The 15,391-nt window shown below is 45.1% G+C and carries 17 protein-coding genes and 1 pseudogene; all 18 read right to left on the reverse strand.

Annotated elements, in window-relative coordinates:
• Positions 1-157 (reverse strand): Maff2 family mobile element protein (locus tag DWX65_RS15750; protein WP_118173295.1); only part of this gene is annotated, 157 nt, incomplete at its 3' end.
• A gap of 21 nt (positions 158-178) precedes the next feature.
• The gene (locus tag DWX65_RS08100) at positions 179-1,789 is read right to left on the reverse strand and encodes a recombinase family protein (protein ID WP_002569232.1); all 1,611 of its coding nucleotides are present in this window, start codon (positions 1,787-1,789) and stop codon (positions 179-181) included.
• 111 nt (positions 1,790-1,900) lie between these two features.
• Positions 1,901-2,089: a transposon-encoded TnpW family protein gene (locus tag DWX65_RS08105; protein WP_002569233.1), complete on the reverse strand. Its 189-nt coding sequence runs from the start codon at positions 2,087-2,089 to the stop codon at positions 1,901-1,903.
• Positions 2,086-2,940 carry an ATP-binding protein gene (locus DWX65_RS08110; RefSeq protein WP_002569234.1) on the reverse strand — a complete coding sequence of 285 codons (855 nt, stop codon included), beginning with the start codon at positions 2,938-2,940 and terminating at the stop codon, positions 2,086-2,088. Before DWX65_RS08110 ends, DWX65_RS08105 begins: the two co-directional genes overlap by 4 nt.
• Positions 2,937-3,686, reverse strand: coding sequence for a phage replisome organizer N-terminal domain-containing protein (locus DWX65_RS08115; RefSeq protein ID WP_002569235.1), 750 nt, complete (start codon positions 3,684-3,686; stop codon positions 2,937-2,939). The genes DWX65_RS08110 and DWX65_RS08115 overlap by 4 nt, the downstream gene beginning before the upstream one ends.
• On the reverse strand, positions 3,676-3,888 hold the full coding sequence (locus DWX65_RS08120) for a hypothetical protein (protein ID WP_058966390.1): 213 nt from the start codon (positions 3,886-3,888) through the stop codon (positions 3,676-3,678). Before DWX65_RS08120 ends, DWX65_RS08115 begins: the two co-directional genes overlap by 11 nt.
• Positions 3,889-4,072: 184 nt before the next feature.
• A complete protein-coding gene (locus DWX65_RS08130; protein WP_118173205.1) occupies positions 4,073-5,695 on the reverse strand; it encodes a relaxase/mobilization nuclease domain-containing protein in 1,623 nt (540 codons plus the stop codon).
• Entirely contained in the window at positions 5,667-6,065 is a 399-nt protein-coding gene (locus DWX65_RS08135) for a plasmid mobilization protein (RefSeq protein ID WP_002569238.1), read from the reverse strand. Before DWX65_RS08135 ends, DWX65_RS08130 begins: the two co-directional genes overlap by 29 nt.
• A gap of 92 nt (positions 6,066-6,157) precedes the next feature.
• Entirely contained in the window at positions 6,158-6,427 is a 270-nt protein-coding gene (locus DWX65_RS15150; RefSeq protein ID WP_199535040.1) for a hypothetical protein, read from the reverse strand.
• A gap of 266 nt (positions 6,428-6,693) precedes the next feature.
• Positions 6,694-6,897 (reverse strand): annotated as a pseudogene (locus DWX65_RS08140) (DUF1877 family protein); the annotation flags it as partial.
• Between the two features lie 69 nt (positions 6,898-6,966).
• Positions 6,967-8,406, reverse strand: a complete 1,440-nt coding sequence (locus DWX65_RS08145; protein ID WP_001028144.1) for a bifunctional aminoglycoside N-acetyltransferase AAC(6')-Ie/aminoglycoside O-phosphotransferase APH(2'')-Ia — start codon at positions 8,404-8,406, stop codon at positions 6,967-6,969.
• The gene (locus tag DWX65_RS15155; RefSeq protein WP_442969759.1) at positions 8,407-8,709 is read right to left on the reverse strand and encodes a GNAT family N-acetyltransferase; all 303 of its coding nucleotides are present in this window, start codon (positions 8,707-8,709) and stop codon (positions 8,407-8,409) included.
• A complete protein-coding gene (locus tag DWX65_RS15160) occupies positions 8,685-9,035 on the reverse strand; it encodes a DUF1877 family protein (protein WP_318253665.1) in 351 nt (116 codons plus the stop codon). Before DWX65_RS15160 ends, DWX65_RS15155 begins: the two co-directional genes overlap by 25 nt.
• A gap of 83 nt (positions 9,036-9,118) precedes the next feature.
• A complete protein-coding gene (locus DWX65_RS08155) occupies positions 9,119-9,259 on the reverse strand; it encodes a Maff2 family mobile element protein (RefSeq protein ID WP_007860219.1) in 141 nt (46 codons plus the stop codon).
• Between the two features lie 63 nt (positions 9,260-9,322).
• Positions 9,323-11,107, reverse strand: a complete 1,785-nt coding sequence (locus DWX65_RS08160) for a VirD4-like conjugal transfer protein, CD1115 family (protein WP_118173206.1) — start codon at positions 11,105-11,107, stop codon at positions 9,323-9,325.
• A complete protein-coding gene (locus tag DWX65_RS08165) occupies positions 11,104-11,577 on the reverse strand; it encodes a PcfB family protein (RefSeq protein ID WP_118173207.1) in 474 nt (157 codons plus the stop codon). The genes DWX65_RS08160 and DWX65_RS08165 overlap by 4 nt, the downstream gene beginning before the upstream one ends.
• 36 nt (positions 11,578-11,613) lie before the next feature.
• Entirely contained in the window at positions 11,614-12,558 is a 945-nt protein-coding gene (locus DWX65_RS08170) for a DUF6017 domain-containing protein (protein WP_118173208.1), read from the reverse strand.
• Positions 12,559-12,820: 262 nt separating this feature from the next.
• Positions 12,821-15,322: a hypothetical protein gene (locus tag DWX65_RS15165; protein WP_199535041.1), complete on the reverse strand. Its 2,502-nt coding sequence runs from the start codon at positions 15,320-15,322 to the stop codon at positions 12,821-12,823.
• Between the last annotated feature and the right edge of the window lie 69 nt (positions 15,323-15,391).

Genomic DNA, 15,391 nt, shown 5'->3' on the forward strand with positions numbered 1-15,391 from the left:
CAAAAAGTTGAGAAAGCAGGGGAACAAGGGTGCCGCCGATCAAAGCGACGCCGCCGCCCGCCATGAGCTGCTTCATGCCCTGGCTCTTTACTGATGTGCGATAAAGAAGTAATAGAAGTGTAAAAAATTTTGCCGTTCCTATCCGGCACTTGCGCATTGTGTCGGATAGGTCGGGCGGTTATTCGGGCAAGTCCACCTTGCCAACAAAAGAATAATAAATCTCAATGTCCTGTCTGCGGGTCTTGTTCTCGTCATAGCTGCACTCATGCACAACGATTTTCTCTACAAACTCCCGCAGCAGAGTAGGGGTAAGTTCTTCAAAGCTGGTATGCCGCCGGACAACATTCATAAACTTTTCTGCGTTCACGGTGGCTTCCTGTGCTTTGGAAAGCTCCGCTTGAATAGCAGCGGCTCTTTCTTTCAGCTCCCGTTGCTCTGCTTCATAGTCTGCCGACAGCTCTGTGAAACGCTCGTCTGATATGCGCCCGGTCACGCTGTCCTCATACAGCCGCTTGAAGATAGCGGATAACTCGGCTATGCGTTTCTCGGAGGCTTCCAGTTCCTTTTTCTTGGCGGCGTTCCTGCGTTTGCCCCCGTCCTCGTTCTGCTCAATCAAGAGTTTCATAAACCGGGCTTCATGCTTTGCCGCATAGCTGGTCACTTTCCGCAGATTGGAGAGTACACCAGCGGTCAAGAGGTCGGTGCGGATAAAGTGCGCCGTACAGTCATGGGTGCGTTTCTTGTAGTTGCCGCAGATATAACAGTCCTGCTTGCGCTTGTCCGTCTGGTATCGCTGCTGATACATCACGCTGCCGCAGTCCGCACAGAACAGTATGCCGGAGAACAAACCCACTTCATCATAGCGGTTTGGGCGTTTGCGCTGTTTGCGAAGCTCCTGCACCCGTTCCCATGTTTGGGTGTCTATGATAGGCTCGTGGTGGTTCTCGAAAATCACTTGCTTTTCCGGGGGATTTTCTACACTGTGCTTGACTTTGTAAGAAAGTTTTTCTGTCTTGAAATTTACCAGACAGCCTGTGTATTCCCGGTTTTCAAGGATATGCACTACGGTATTGGTCGCCCACTTGCACTCATAGCCGGGGTGGTAGCGGCGGGTGCTGCCCGTCCTGCGGTATTCAAGCGTTCCCGGCGTGGGGATTTGCTGCTCTGTGAGCATACGGGCTATCTTGGTCGGACCATTCCCGGCAAGACAGAGGTTGTATATCTGCTTGACTACGGGTGCAGCTTCCTCGTCAATAATGAAATTTTCATCCTCGTCCATGAGGTAGCCATACACAGGCTTGCTTGTGATGGGCTTGCCATTCATGCCTTTTGAGCGTTTTACTGCTTTGATTTTCTTGCTCGTATCTCTCACCAGCCATTCGTTAAAGATATTCCGCAGCGGGGCAAAGTCATTGTCGCCCTGTGCGCTGTCCACTCCGTCATTGATAGCGATGAAGCGGACACCTTTCTGTGGGAAAATCATTTCCGTGTACATTCCCACTTGCAGGTAGTTTCGCCCTAACCTCGACATATCCTTTACGATAACTGTCCCGACTTTTCCGGCTTCAATGTCCGCAAGCATGGCTTGAAAACCGGGTCTTTGAAAGTTCGCACCAGAATAACCGTCGTCCGTGTACCAGCGCAGATTGGAAAAGCCGTTCTGCTTTGCATAGGTTTCAAGGATACGCTTCTGATTGGAAATGGAATTGCTTTCGCCTTGCAGCTCGTCCTCATGGGATAGTCTTGGGTAAAGGGCGGTAATTGGTTGTTGGTTGGTCTGTCTTAACATAAAATCCTCCGTTTCCGACAGCCAGCCCCACTATTCCGTACCTTGATTGTACCACATGGGGCGGCTGTCTGTATAGCGGCAAAAGCGTCAAATCTGCTTCTTTATGGTCGGTCAAATCGCCGTTTTTTGTGTAGCAGCTTCCGCTTCCAGCACTTTCATCATCTTGTCGGCTGCGGTGTCGGTTGCGCCCTGCTTGAAGAAGCCGGAAACGGTAAGGACGGAGTTGCCCATGCGGATTTCCGTCACACAGTCCGGGCGGCGGTCTGTTTTGGTGGTGCTTGTCTGTTTCGTTTCTGTCATAGGCTCTCCTTTCGCTGCTTCATCAGTTGCTTTAAGCGTTCCAGCTTTTCCTGTGCGGTTTCCTTTCGGAAGTTGCTGCCCGTGAAGCGGACGGGGGCGCACATGGAAGTCAGCCTGTCATAGATACGGGCGTGGGGCGTGTCCTGCGGGTGCTGCAATTCCTCCAGCGTGAGGTTGGTCGTGGCGATCAGCGGCTTGCCGCTTCGGTAACGGCTGTCAATCACGCTGTAAACCTGTTCCAGCCCGTATTCTGTTCCTCGCTCCATACCGAAATCATCAAGTATCAGCAGAGGGTAGCTGCAAAGGCGGGAAATATATTCGTTCCTGCCCTCAAAGCTGGCGGCAAGGTCACCCAGTATCGTTGCAAAGTTTGTCATGCAGACGGCAACCTCTTTTTCCATAAGGGCGTTGGCGATACAGGCGGCAAGGTAGCTTTTTCCCGTCCCCACGCCGCCCCAAAACAGGTAGCCGATATTTTCAGCCTGCATGGTTTCCCAGCTCTCCACATAAAAGCGGGCGGTTTCGGTCTGCGGGTTTCTGCCGTTGTCATGCTCAAATGTCCAGTTCCGCATAGCAGGGTCGGTAAAGCCCCGGCGTTTCAAGTCCTCCACTTTTTCAAGGTGCTTCTGTCGGCTTTCGGCGGCTTGCTGCTTTTCACGGGCTGCCCGCTGGCAGTCGCACTCTGCCGGGTGGCGGTCACGCCCGAAACAAGTCTTTCCCTCTGCAAAATAGGCTTCTTTGGGCGTATGGCACTTACCGCAGTATAAAAGCCCGTCCTCGCCTGTGTAGTCCTCCGCTTCGGCGGTAGTGGCTGTAATGTCCGTAATCATAGCTTCAATTCCGTTTTTCATAAGCTCTCGCCCTCCTTGCATGAATAATCGGGTATGCCCTGTTTCGGGGCAGCCTTGCCTTTGGCAGCGTCCTCCTGCGCCCACTTGTAAATGGTGGCTGCATGGCTGTGGTACTGTTTCCCGGTGGAAGCGATATGGCAGGAAAGCCGGTCAATATAATACTCCCACTTGTCGGGCAACTCTGTTTTTAGCCCGGAAAGTTCTGTATCGGTCAGTATCACATTGTTGTATCTGCCATAAGCGGCGGGGGCGGGGTGTCCCGTTTCTCCCTCTCTCTCTTTTTCTATCTCTATCTCTTTCTCTAACTCTATCTCTATCTCTGGTGGACGAATGTCGGACAAATGTCCGCCTTTTGTCCGGGGCGGTAAAAGTGCCTTGTTTTCCAGTCTTGCAGCCCGTTTCCGCTCGGCTTCGGTAGAGGACTGTCCTATCATCAGCTCAATATCGGTCATATAAAAAGCCCCGCTGTCAAGCTGCTCCACAAGCCCCAACTGCCGGAAAATCTCTAAAGCCCTCTCAACCGTCCCTATCTGGTGGCGGGTCAGTGTCGCTATCATCTGCGCTGTGTAGGGGATATGCTCGTCAAGCTGCAATTTCCCGCCGTTTTTCAGCGATTTTAAGTACAGCTTCAAGAGGATATTGGAGTATAAAATCCCGTCTTTCATATCTTCCAGCAGCACAATGGAGTCGCTGTCAAAAAAGTTCTCTTTCAGCTTGAGGTAGTAATACTTGCGGTTATCTGCCATTGTCCCTGTCCTCCTTTTTCCGGCGTTTGGAGTAGTAGTGGGGGCAGAGTATGATAACCGCCCGGAAGCTCTGCTTGCAGCTATGGGTACAGCCCCGGCAGAGGTCGTTGTATGTGATACGGTCGCAGGTGGTATTCCCGACTTTTACTTGCCGCAGGAAAAAAGACCATTCCAGCCGCCGTTTCTTGCTCATTCTTGGCATGGGTGCGCTCCTTTCTGCCGTTTCCGCTGGTGTGGCGGTATCGGCGGTAATTCTGTATCATCTCGGTATCATTTTCGGGGTTTTTCTGCCCTGTAAGCCCGTTAAAAAATCCTTTGGTATTGCGGATAGGGTGCGGGGCAGCCCCCTTGTTCTGTATGGGTTCGGGTACATTTTGGGGCGGTTTTTATCGCTCCTGTTCCTGCCTTTTCACAGGCTTGCGTTCCCGGCGTAAAATCTGGTCGATATTGCCCTTGACAGTCTGTAAGCGGCGGTATTCCTCCCGTTTTGCCCGGTAATCGTTGTAGCCGCTGTTTTTCTCTTTGATAAGGCTTTCAATCTCTGCTTGCAGGGCTTTATAGCTCGGCAGCTTGGAAATGCCGTTCTCCCTGAAATAGCGGGCGGCTGCGTCTGCTATGATAAAGTCGCTTTCATGCTTCTGTCGGTAGGCTGCTTTTGCCTTGGCGTTTTTCTGCTGTTTCAGCCCGTCCCGGACAGGGCGGGTCTTGGAATAGGCAAGCACCTGCCGTTGCAGCTCCTTTTTCCCGTTCAGTGTCTTTTCCACCTGCTTCAGCTCTGTAAGGCTTTCCTGCATGGCGGCATAGGCGGCAGAACAGGCTTCGTCCAGTTCCTCCGGGGAAGAAAAGCCGTACTGCTGGTAGGCGGTAACGGTAGCTGCCATTTGCTTTAGATTGTGCTTTGACGCCCAGCGGTCATAGCCCACGCCCTTGCCCTCGGCTCGCTTGGCTTCCCGGTCAACCATGCGCTGCAAGGTGTTGTCTGCCGGGGTGGTTTTTGTGGTTTTTTCCCCTTGTAACGGCTTTTTAACTGCGGCAGGATATTCGGGTATGGCTTTGGTCTGTTCGGCGGCTCTGTGGGCGTTCTGCGTGAGCAGGGCAAGGACAGCAGCCTTGTCAAAATCGTCCCCCAGCTTCCGGGCTGTGATAGGCTTTGTCCTGTCCGGTGTGAGGTAGGAAAGCCGCCCCCGGCTCTCCTTGACGGTCACACCCTCCCGCAGCAAAAGGGAAGAAAACTCGTCAAAGCTGCCAGCTTGGGAAAGTGCCTGCCGTATCGTCCGGCGCAGCTTCGCCTTGTCCGTTTCAAACTTGGTGGGCTTGGTCGGCTGTCCTGCGGCTTCTCTGACAGCGTTCTCTTTATCAAGGGCAAGCTGTCCTTTCTTTGCCGCCCAGTATTCCCGTTCGGTTATCCGTTCCTTGCTGCCGCTTAGGAGGTCGATTTGGTAAAGCCCCTCCCGGTGGCACATCTCCATGACTTCACTCTTGAAATATTCCATAGCGGCGTTGGTGCAGCGGTGCTTGCAGCCCTCCCGTGTGTCGGCTGGTCTGTCCATGTAGGGCAGAAGCGGGACTTCATAAATCCGCAGGGAGTTGATGACGATATGCACATGGATATTGCCGCTGTGGTTATGCCCGTCCGGGTGGGTGCAGACTAAGGCTTGGTGTCCGGGGAAATGCTCTTTACAGAACTGCTCGCCCAGCTCCTGCGCCCGGTCTACGGTCAAGCCGTTGTCTGTCCCGTCCCGTGGGTCAAAGCTGATGATATAGTGGTGGCTTTTCACATCTTCCCGTTTTTGGTTTTTCTCATAGCGGAGATTAGCCCGCATACAGGCAACAGCGAAATCCTCGCCCCCACAGTTGAGGGAAGAAATGCGGTAATCCTCCCTCGGTATCAGCCGCCCGTTTTCATCAAGGGTGGGCTTCATGGTAAACTCGTCATGCTCAAATGTGAGATAGGCTTCCGCTGCGCCATAGTCCGCATTTTTAGAGCTGATATGTTTGAATGTTGCCAACAGCGTCACCCACTTTCTGCAAGACTTCAAACTTTAGGGCAGCAAGGTCGGAAACCGCCGCCCGTACCTCCCCGGCAAGCTGCGGGTAGGGGCTGTGCCACTCGTTCAGCGTCCGGGCTATCTGGTTTAAGTTGCCGCCGATCCTGCCGTATTCGGCGGTCAGCTTCCCGACAGCGGCAAGCAACTCGTCATTGACGGGGGAAACGGTTATGATGGGGCGTATGGCTGCCCCGGTTATGGCTTGCCGGATAAACTCGGCTTGGCTCATGTTGTAAGCAGAAAGCCTTTCCGCAAACTCGGCGTATTCTTCCTCGGTCATGCGTGTCTTGACTACCCGGCTGCGGTGCGGCGTGTTATATCGTTTTCGCATGGTAAAACCTCCTTCGGCTGTGCGTGGTGTCCTCTCACTAATAGGAGAAAAACAGGGTGTAAAGCGGAACTGTTTTTGAAAAATCCGAAAAATTATTTTGAGGGATTTTCCAGCGGCGTAAGCCGCATAAGCAGGGTTTGGGGAAGGCACTCCCCAACAAGATTCCCGCAGGGGCAAAATGAGCGATAAGCGAATTTTGGTACTGCGGTAGAATCTTGCTCTAAGAAACTGCCGGACTGCCGCTCACTTCCTACTGCCACTTTTTCGGGAAATCGCAACCAGCTTTTTTTCACACATAGAGCGTTGGGCTGGCTGCGTTTTGCCCGCTGTATGAAAAAATCAGCGGCTTTTTCCGGCTTCATTCCCTAATACAGAACATTTTGAAATTTGCCAAACGGACAACAAAAAAGCAGCAAATCTTTTTCGGATTTACTGCTTCATGTGCCGCTGCGTGGCGACGGTTATTCAGTTGTAAATAATAAAAGAGGGCGGTAGCACTTTGGGCTATCGTCCTCTTGGCTGCTTATCAGCAAAAACGGGCGAGGCTGTCAACGGTGGGCGAAGCCCACTTGCTTGCCGTTGACTGGCTCGGCTGGATTTGCTATCTGCTCGATAAACTGAAATTTGCTTAAAAGTCAACAGTAAAAATCACTTGGCAATTTTCTTTCAGTGCGTTTTCGTAAAAAGCAAGAATTTCTTCGCTCCAACCTAAAGTGTGTTCTAATCCATCATCGTTTTTATACATAAAATTTTCATCATCAATATTCCAAAAGTTCTTTTGTATTATTTCTTGCAATTTATTCTGATGAAGATATTCAACAATATCTCTGACATCTTGATGATTTTTTTTAAACTATTTAATACTAATGTCTTTTATAATAGCTTTTCATATATTATATAATCAATCTTTATAAGTCCTTTTATAAATTTCTTTTCTACCATTTTCGATAAATTCCTGTTTAATATTTTTAATTCCATAAACAATAGTTTCAATAGGATAATATTCTTCAACTATATCTTGATATTCTTTTGCTTTCTCAATATCTATATTTCCATACATTCTTAATATATCTTCTCCAAAATTTGTTCCTATTTCTTCTTCACTATCTTCAAGTAAGTATATAAAATCACAATATTCATCTATAATTCCAGAATCTCCAAAATCAATTATTCCAGTTAATCTATTATTGCCATCTAACAATAGATGATTACAACTAAAATCATTATGGCATAAACACTTTTTACCCTCAAAAACTGTTGTTGCATTTAGTCTTTCCATAAAACTTTCTATATAATCTTTTTCTATATCAGTTAAATCATTATAAATAGTTTCACGCAACAATATATACTCTTCTAATACATTTTGTTTATTATCAATAGTACATTCACTAATATCTGTATAATCTAAACCGTGCATTTGTCTTAAAAAACTGGCAATATCTCGTTTTAACAAATTTTGTTCTTCTTCTGACATAGTAGAATAAATTTCTGGTGTTAAAAAAGTTCCTTTAATTTCTTTATAACCTAGTATAGATAATTCATCACTAATATACGAATATTCAATATTAGGAATTTTTACATTAGTTTCTAAATTTGTATTTAAAAAATTATATATTGCTTTTTCTTTTGCATAACCTTTTTTCTTATTAGTACTAAATTTTGTTTTAAAAATGTATTCATTATTAACTAAATATGCCACACTATCATAACCACTACCGATTATTTCAATACTATCTACTTTGAAATTATCAAAGTAATGCTCAATTAAATATTTCATTGCCTTAACATTTGTGGCATTATCATCATATCTATATTCCATTAAATAACAATCTTCTTTTTTGCCCTCGTGTAATTCATGTTCTGGCAAATCTTCAATAATTCTAAAACCAGATTTTTGGTATGCCCTTATTGCTCTTGGATTATTTTTATGAGGGTCTAAAATAACTGCATTAGCATTTCTTTCTTTTTTCAAAAATTCAAAAATCAATTTAATATATCTTGTACCAATTCCTTTACTCCAATAATTTGGCTCTCCTATAAATTGATCCATACCATAGACTATCTCATCAGTTTTTGGATAATGATAATCAGTATATAACTCATCATACATTTTATATATTTGTCCATATCCAATAGGAACATTGTTATATTCAATAATTACTCTAAAAACTTCATCTTCCCAAGGCTCTGTATAATGTTTTTTTAATGATTCTAATGTATATTTTTTATCTCTACCACCATAAAATTCTAATACTCTTTCATCAGTTAACCATTTTAACATCAAAGGAAAATCATCATCTATTAAAGTTCTTATACATATTTCATTTTCAACTATATTCATTTATTTATCACCTTTTTCATAATCATATACATATACTATTTCATCTTTATAATCATTTTTACCACCTAATTTTTCATATACATGGCAAGCTCTAGGATTACCTTTATCAGTTATTAAAAACATTTCAGAACAACCAATCTCTTTAGAATATTCCTTAATAAAAGATAATAATTTTGAACCATAACCTTTGTCTTGATAGTTAGGTAACATTCCTATTGAGTGTAAATAAAACATTGTTTTTCCATCAGGTCTTAAAAGTGTATAGCAATATGCAAATCCTATAATTTTATTATTTTCTTCAATGTAATAATTTCATCATCCGTTTCTACCAAAACTTCTCCGCCAAAGACAATATTAGTCGGGATGCAATTATCTTCATTCCATTGTCCACCACCTAAGCAATACTGAATACCCTCCCATGCTTTATCTAATTCACAACTGCGCGGACTTCCGATTAAGGCTTCTTCTATTTCTTCCAACATATATTCATATCGTTCTTCTTCTGGCACAGAGCGAAGTTTTTTTACATCTTCTTCGTTCAGTGCATAAAGCATACCTAATCTTGACATATTGTTATCCTCCCATATCAATTCTTGTTTGTTGATTTGTTCATAATCATATTCTACCATACAGATTTTAAGAAATCTATTTATTTTCCCTTAATTTTAGGAATAGTGAGGGGCTGTTGTCTATTAAATTCTTGTGTGTTACTTTACCGCACATGAGCATTTGCGCCCGGATTGTCGTTGCCGTAACCCTCCATGAGGTTAATGGCACCCCAAATGCCAAGACCTGCGCCAAGCGCGATAACCAAAGTCTGCAATACACCAACTGCGCTGTTGAAAAACTCCATATAAACCTCGCTTTCTGCCGCTGTGCGGCTCAAAAAAAGTTGTTGAAAATGAAAATGCCGCCGTTATTCCTCGGCGGCTGCGTCCTCGTCGGACAAATCTATTTCGTATATGTCAAAGGCTTCATCGGGCTTTACGATTGCCGGACGGGTAGACATATACCGTTCCACGTCAAAAGCGTTTCTTTTGTCGAAGTCGGAAAGGTATTTGTAGTTCGGGTGTTTCGTGATGTCGTATTTGTCGCTTAAAAAGGGACGCACACCGCGTAGCTGCAAAATACATTTCCCACCGTCCATAACTGCTATTTCGTCCTGTGTCATCAGCTCCTTTCCTAATTTTTGATAAGTAAGTCCATGAGAAACCTGCGTGCCGCGATTTTCGGAAGTATTGAAACTGTCGATTGTTTCCCGTCCCAAGTTATCCGAAATATCCTTTGCATTTTTCCCACGTCCTCCCAAAAACAAGGTGCTGTCGGCATTATCAAGTATGATTTCTGCCGCGTCCTTGTAAATGGCTTTTAGTTGGCTCTGCGATTGCAGAATGATAGAAGCGGACATTTCCCTGCTGCGAATGGTCGCAATTAACTTATCAAAGCGGGGTATCTGCCCGATGTTGGCAAATTCATCAAGCAAAAACCGGACATGAATAGGCAATTTGCCGTTGTATTCGTTGTCCGCTTTATCACAAAGCAAATTGAAAAGCTGCGATTGCAGAATAGCGATAACAAAATTAAAGGTGTCGTCGGTATCGCTCATTATGAGGAAAAGCGCGGTTTTCCTGTCGCCCAATGTATCAAGTTCCAATTCATCATAGGACATGAGTTCCCGGAGTTCCTCTATATCAAAAGGGGCAAGACGCGCACCGCAAGAAATAAGGATTGATTTTGCCGTTTTGCCCGCCGCCAATTTGTATTTTTTATATTGCTTCACCGCGAAATGGTCGGGGCTGCGTTCTTCTAAATCGGCAAAGAGCAGATCAACGGGGCTTTGGTATTCCTCGTCGTCCTCGCGTGCTTCGCTTGCATTGATAAGTTCAAGCAGCGTTGTAAAGCTCATTTCCTCGGCGGGGGCTTCATACCAAATGTAGCCGATCAACGCGCAATATAATAATCTCTCGGCTTTCACCCAAAAATCTTCCGCGCTTTTTTCTCCCTCGCCTTTGGTATTGACAATAAGGGTATTGACAACCTTTAACACGTCCTTTTCGCTGCGGATATAGACAAAGGGGTTATAGTGCATACTTTTCCGAAAGTTTATCGTGTTCAGTACCTTAATGCGGTAGCCTGCCCGTTGCAGCAGCTTTCCGCACTCGATTAGGACGGTGCCTTTTGGGTCGGTCAAGACGTAGGAAGAATGAAGCTGCATTAAATTAGGCTTTACGAAAAACCTTGTCTTGCCGCTGCCGCTGCCGCCGATCACCACGACGTTTTTATTTCTCGCATATTTCGGCTGCTTCGGGCGGCTGTTCATGGTAAGGCGTTCGGTCTGCGTCAAAATGATGTTGTTCTGAAAATCCGGGTCGATGTAGGGCTTTATATCTTCGGCGTTGCCCCAACGTGCGCTGCCGTATTCTGCGCCCTTGCGGTATTTCTTTGCGTTTTTCCCTTTGACATAGACAATCAGACGAATAACCACCGCGCCGACAATGCCGATAAGCAAATCCAACGGGTGAACGCTCGGCAAGGCATTTGAAAACGCTTCGGAAAATCCCTGTGTGATATTGAGTATCTTTTCGGAAATATCCGCGCCGGGGGCAAGCCGCGTCGCCTGTCCTACTTTATCAAAGAGATAGACAAAGAACACATAGGGGATATTCGGGATTATCAGCTTTTTGTAGTTTATCTGCTTCATATCTCGCGCCCCCTGTCTATTTTCTTTACCTTGTCGCGGGCGGCGTTAAGCTGCTTCGCCTTGTCCTTTGCTGCGGCAAGGGCTTTGCGGATAGAGGGCTTTTTATCCCTGTTCAGCTTCTTTGCGGAAAACTCTTGAAACGCTGCGATCATAACGTCCGCGTCCCTGCCTTTGAAAAACACAAGGTAACGGGTCTGTTCGCCCTTAACCTTTTTCAGCGAAAAATCTATGTTGTACTTCTTCGCGGTACTCTCAAAGGCTTTGATATTGCTGTCGGTGATCTCGATGTTGGAAACGCCCGCGTTCTGCTTCATAAGCTGGCGCATGGTCTGTTTCCCATGCGCGGGCTTGCTTTTCTGCTCCAAAAACTTTCGGATTGCTTTCTGCAACGCCTGTTCGGTAAGCCGCGCCGCGCCTTTTCCCACTTTGACGTATAGGGCAATCGTTTTTTGGGTTACTTCCTCCTGCAAGGTATCAACTCCTTTCCCGGTAAAGTGTGGCTATGCTCATTCGCCGCCGTAAAAATCGTGATTGACAAGGGCGGTATAGTAGCTGTCAATGGTACTCGGCGCGTTGAACAGCACCGCTTTTAGATACTGCTTGATATTGCGCACTTTGGTTGTGTTTTCCCTCATGCAGTCCAAAACAAATTCAATATGGCTGCTGTTCAGCTTCAAAAACTTGGATTTGACAAGTTCGGCGGGGTAGTCGTCCCCGGCAATACGGATTGTCTTTCGGGCTGTGCAGACGGTTTCCAGCATAAGGTCAACAATCTCGTCCAAACGGTCTTTGTCAATTTTGCAGTTTTGAATGAGATGGTCGTATTCGATATTGTCCTTGATAATCTCCCTGTAAATCTCTACTGCGCTATTGCTTTTCGCTTCCGTTCTTTTCCTTTCCGGCGGCGTAGCCGCTTCGCCATGCGCAAAGGGCAAGGGGTTTAGGGAATGGAAAGGAATGGAATCGGTACTTGATAAATCAGTAATTGATTGTTCTTTACTTAATATATCTTTATTTAATTGCGTTGGATTTTCCAACGTAGGTTTTTCCTGCGTAGGTTTTTCCAACGTTGGATTATCCAATGTTGGATTTTCCAATGTAGGTAAATCCAATATAGGCGGCTGTCCGCCGCTGGTAGCTGCTTCCGGCTCTCGCGGCTGCGGCTGCTCGTATATGACGTAATCTGCGCCCCGCAAGCGTCCCTTTTCGTCGCGCTCCCGGCTGCGCACGATATATCCGGCTTTTTCGAGTTCCTTTACCGCTTCGCGGATTGCGTCGATCTTCTCCCGGTTGATATGGGATAAGCCCGCAAGGGTATAATCCCAATCTTCGGGCAAAGACAGCATTTGCGAAAGCAAGCCTTTTGCCTTTAAGGTGAGTTCCTTATTGCGCAAGTGGTGGTTGCTCATAACGGTATATCCCGTATTGCGTTCCACTCTGAAAACTGCCATGTTTCATCACTTCCTCTCTTGGTCTGCGTGGAATATTAGAAAGCCGTTTTCGGCGGTTTTGGTATTGCAGTATGCCTTTGCCGTTTTTGTGTCTGAAAAGCCTTGTATTGCAAGGGCTTTTTCGCGCCTAACGTTCCACGTTACCGCCTGTTTTCGGGCATAAAAAAACCGCAACTCTTTTCAAGCTGCGGCGACATATCCTACTCACTTAAAAACGCCATATCAAGGCTTGTCCAACCTTGCTACGGCGTTTTAGGTGTAATTATAGGGGTTGTTTAATTGTCTTTAATGTGCTGAAAGCCGCATGGTTACGGCATTTTCCTTGTTGTGCATATATTGACGGGGCAGTTGGTTCGGTTGGTCCAGTCGGTCCAACTGGCTCGGTCGGCTCAGTTCCTTTCTCCTTTTCATCAAAAGAAGCATACACTACGGTACTATCATTTAAATCTGCAACATTTACTTTACTGCCATCTTCTAAAGTCCAGCCGGTAAATTCATAGGTTGTTGTCTCTGTCTCTGCCTTTACAGGATCTGTTACAGAAACTTCCGTTCCCTTTACTTCACGTACTTCCTGATATGCATTTCCGTCTACCATAAAAGTAACGGTATAACTGTTATCAACAATTTCTCCATCAATATGCCAGGAATTCGGATTAATCATCCGGTACCATTCGACGCGGTAGAATCTTGCATCATCCCCTGCAATGCCACTGTTTGCTGCATATGCATCTAAAACAGATGCAAGTGTTACCGGCATCTTTCCATCATAATTCTTTTCTGCATCAAAAGAGGCTGGTGCAGTAAAACCAGACATATCCGTTGTCACTTTCAGCTGATTTAAAGAAACTGCTGCTCTTCCTATATAGTCATAATTTGCTGTTGCATCACCAACTGTTCCTTCCGGACGGACAGTTCCTGCTTTCCGGATGTAGAACTCTGCCTTCTGTGTAAATGTATCTGCTACTTTTACATATACGTTATAACCCTCTGTATTGCGGAAAAGTTTTGTATATGTTGTCACTACACCTGCATTTTCATCCTCTAAGATGAATCCATGGATTACGCTTTCCTCTGTGGTTGCATAATCTGCTGCTTCTTCTAATACAGCCGGGTCTAAAATACAGTTTCCACTTAACAGCAGCAGTTTTCCATTTCCATATTTGGCATATACTTTTGCACGAATCTTACTGATTCCAAAGCTTACATTTACAGTTCCACTATAGTTACCGGTAAAGGTTACGGTTGCCAGCGCAGTTCCCTCTTCTACATTATCTTTGTAATTACCAACAGTATAATCGGTTCCTGCTGTTAATACTTTTCCATTATAAGTTACAGTTACATCTTCCTCACTGAGTGTTACTGCTTTTCCGGTATAATATTTTTCCTTTGCAGTTGCAATCACGCTGTCATTTTCCACTTCTTTCGGAAGAATGGTATAGGTTGTATTTACCGTTCCTTTATAGTTACCGATTCCGGTAATTGCTGCTGATGTCTCTCCTGCATTTGGATTACTTCCACTGTATATTACAGTATAATCTTTTCCTTCTACTAATGTTTTGTCTCCATCCTTTACCACAACTGCAACTGTGCTTCCGGTATACTCAGTATCCTTTGCAGTTACCATTTCATTCGTCAACGTTTTCTGCCGGATAGTAAAGGTTGCTTCATTACTGTCTGCGGATTCAAATTTCTTTGCACTGGCTGTTGCAATTACCGTATAAGTTCCTGCATCCACCGGTGCTTTGCTTAATTTATTTCCTGCCTCATCAAAATAAGTATACGTGATGGAAATGCTTGGATTCTTCTCAATTCCCCAGCTGTATGCATTCGCATCACAGCTTAAGTTTTTCTCATCATTACTGCCATTATATTCAAAATCACTGGCTGTAAGATTTGCATACAATGCTTTTAAATAGGTTCTTACCGGTACAATAAATACCGTCTCTTTATAGTTCTCTGCTGCATTTCCTTCCGGCACAAATACTACATGATGGTCTACATCTTCAAAGATTGCAGTTCCAGTAGTATTAAACCACAGTGTCTCATCCGGGCTCTGCCACTCAAAATGGCCTTCCAGTTCCTGGTTCTCATCATTGACCGCTACTGCCATTCCGCCATTCAGATGGGACTCTCTCAGTTTTCCGGACATATGATTGATTGTTGCAGATGGTTTTTCCTTAATTACTGCCTCTGCCTTATTTACAGTTACCGTATAAGTCCTGCTTCCTGCCTCATATACATCTGTTGCCGGTGTTGTAATCGTATAAGTATAAGTTCCTGCATTTAAAATCTCTTTGTCACAGGTTCCAACAATACCACTCTTTGGACCATCCTTTACAAAGTTCTTTGCATTCAGTGTCTGGACTTTTCCGTTATAAGTCAGATTTGAAATGCTCTCTTCAAATACCGGAGTTCTCTTACTGATTTTAATGGTATATTTTTCTGTTTTCCATTGAAAGAGATAATTCTTATACTTGCACTTCAAGGTAACTGTTCCTGTCTTATCCGCAGTTACAGATACCTCTTTCTTATTTGTATTTTTTAATGTTACCTTATCTTTTCCACTGGTAACACTCCATTTGGTTTCGTAAGCAATCCATGCAGAACACTCGATTTTCTTCGTATCCTGCAGCTGCATCTTAATTGTACCATCCTTTTCGGCAGCTTTTACTGTCATCCCGGTTATTCCGGATAAGGACAATACCATCAATGCTGCCATTACAAAAGCTGTAATTCTTTTTCCCAACATTTTGGCTACTCTCATGTTTTTTCTCCTTTTATTCATTTTATCCATTTCCTGTTAATTTATGAATTGTATAACCAATCATAGCCT

This window comes from Roseburia sp. AF20-18LB, assembly GCF_003461185.1.
GTDB classification, from domain to species: Bacteria; Bacillota; Clostridia; order Lachnospirales; family Lachnospiraceae; genus Roseburia_C; species Roseburia_C amylophila.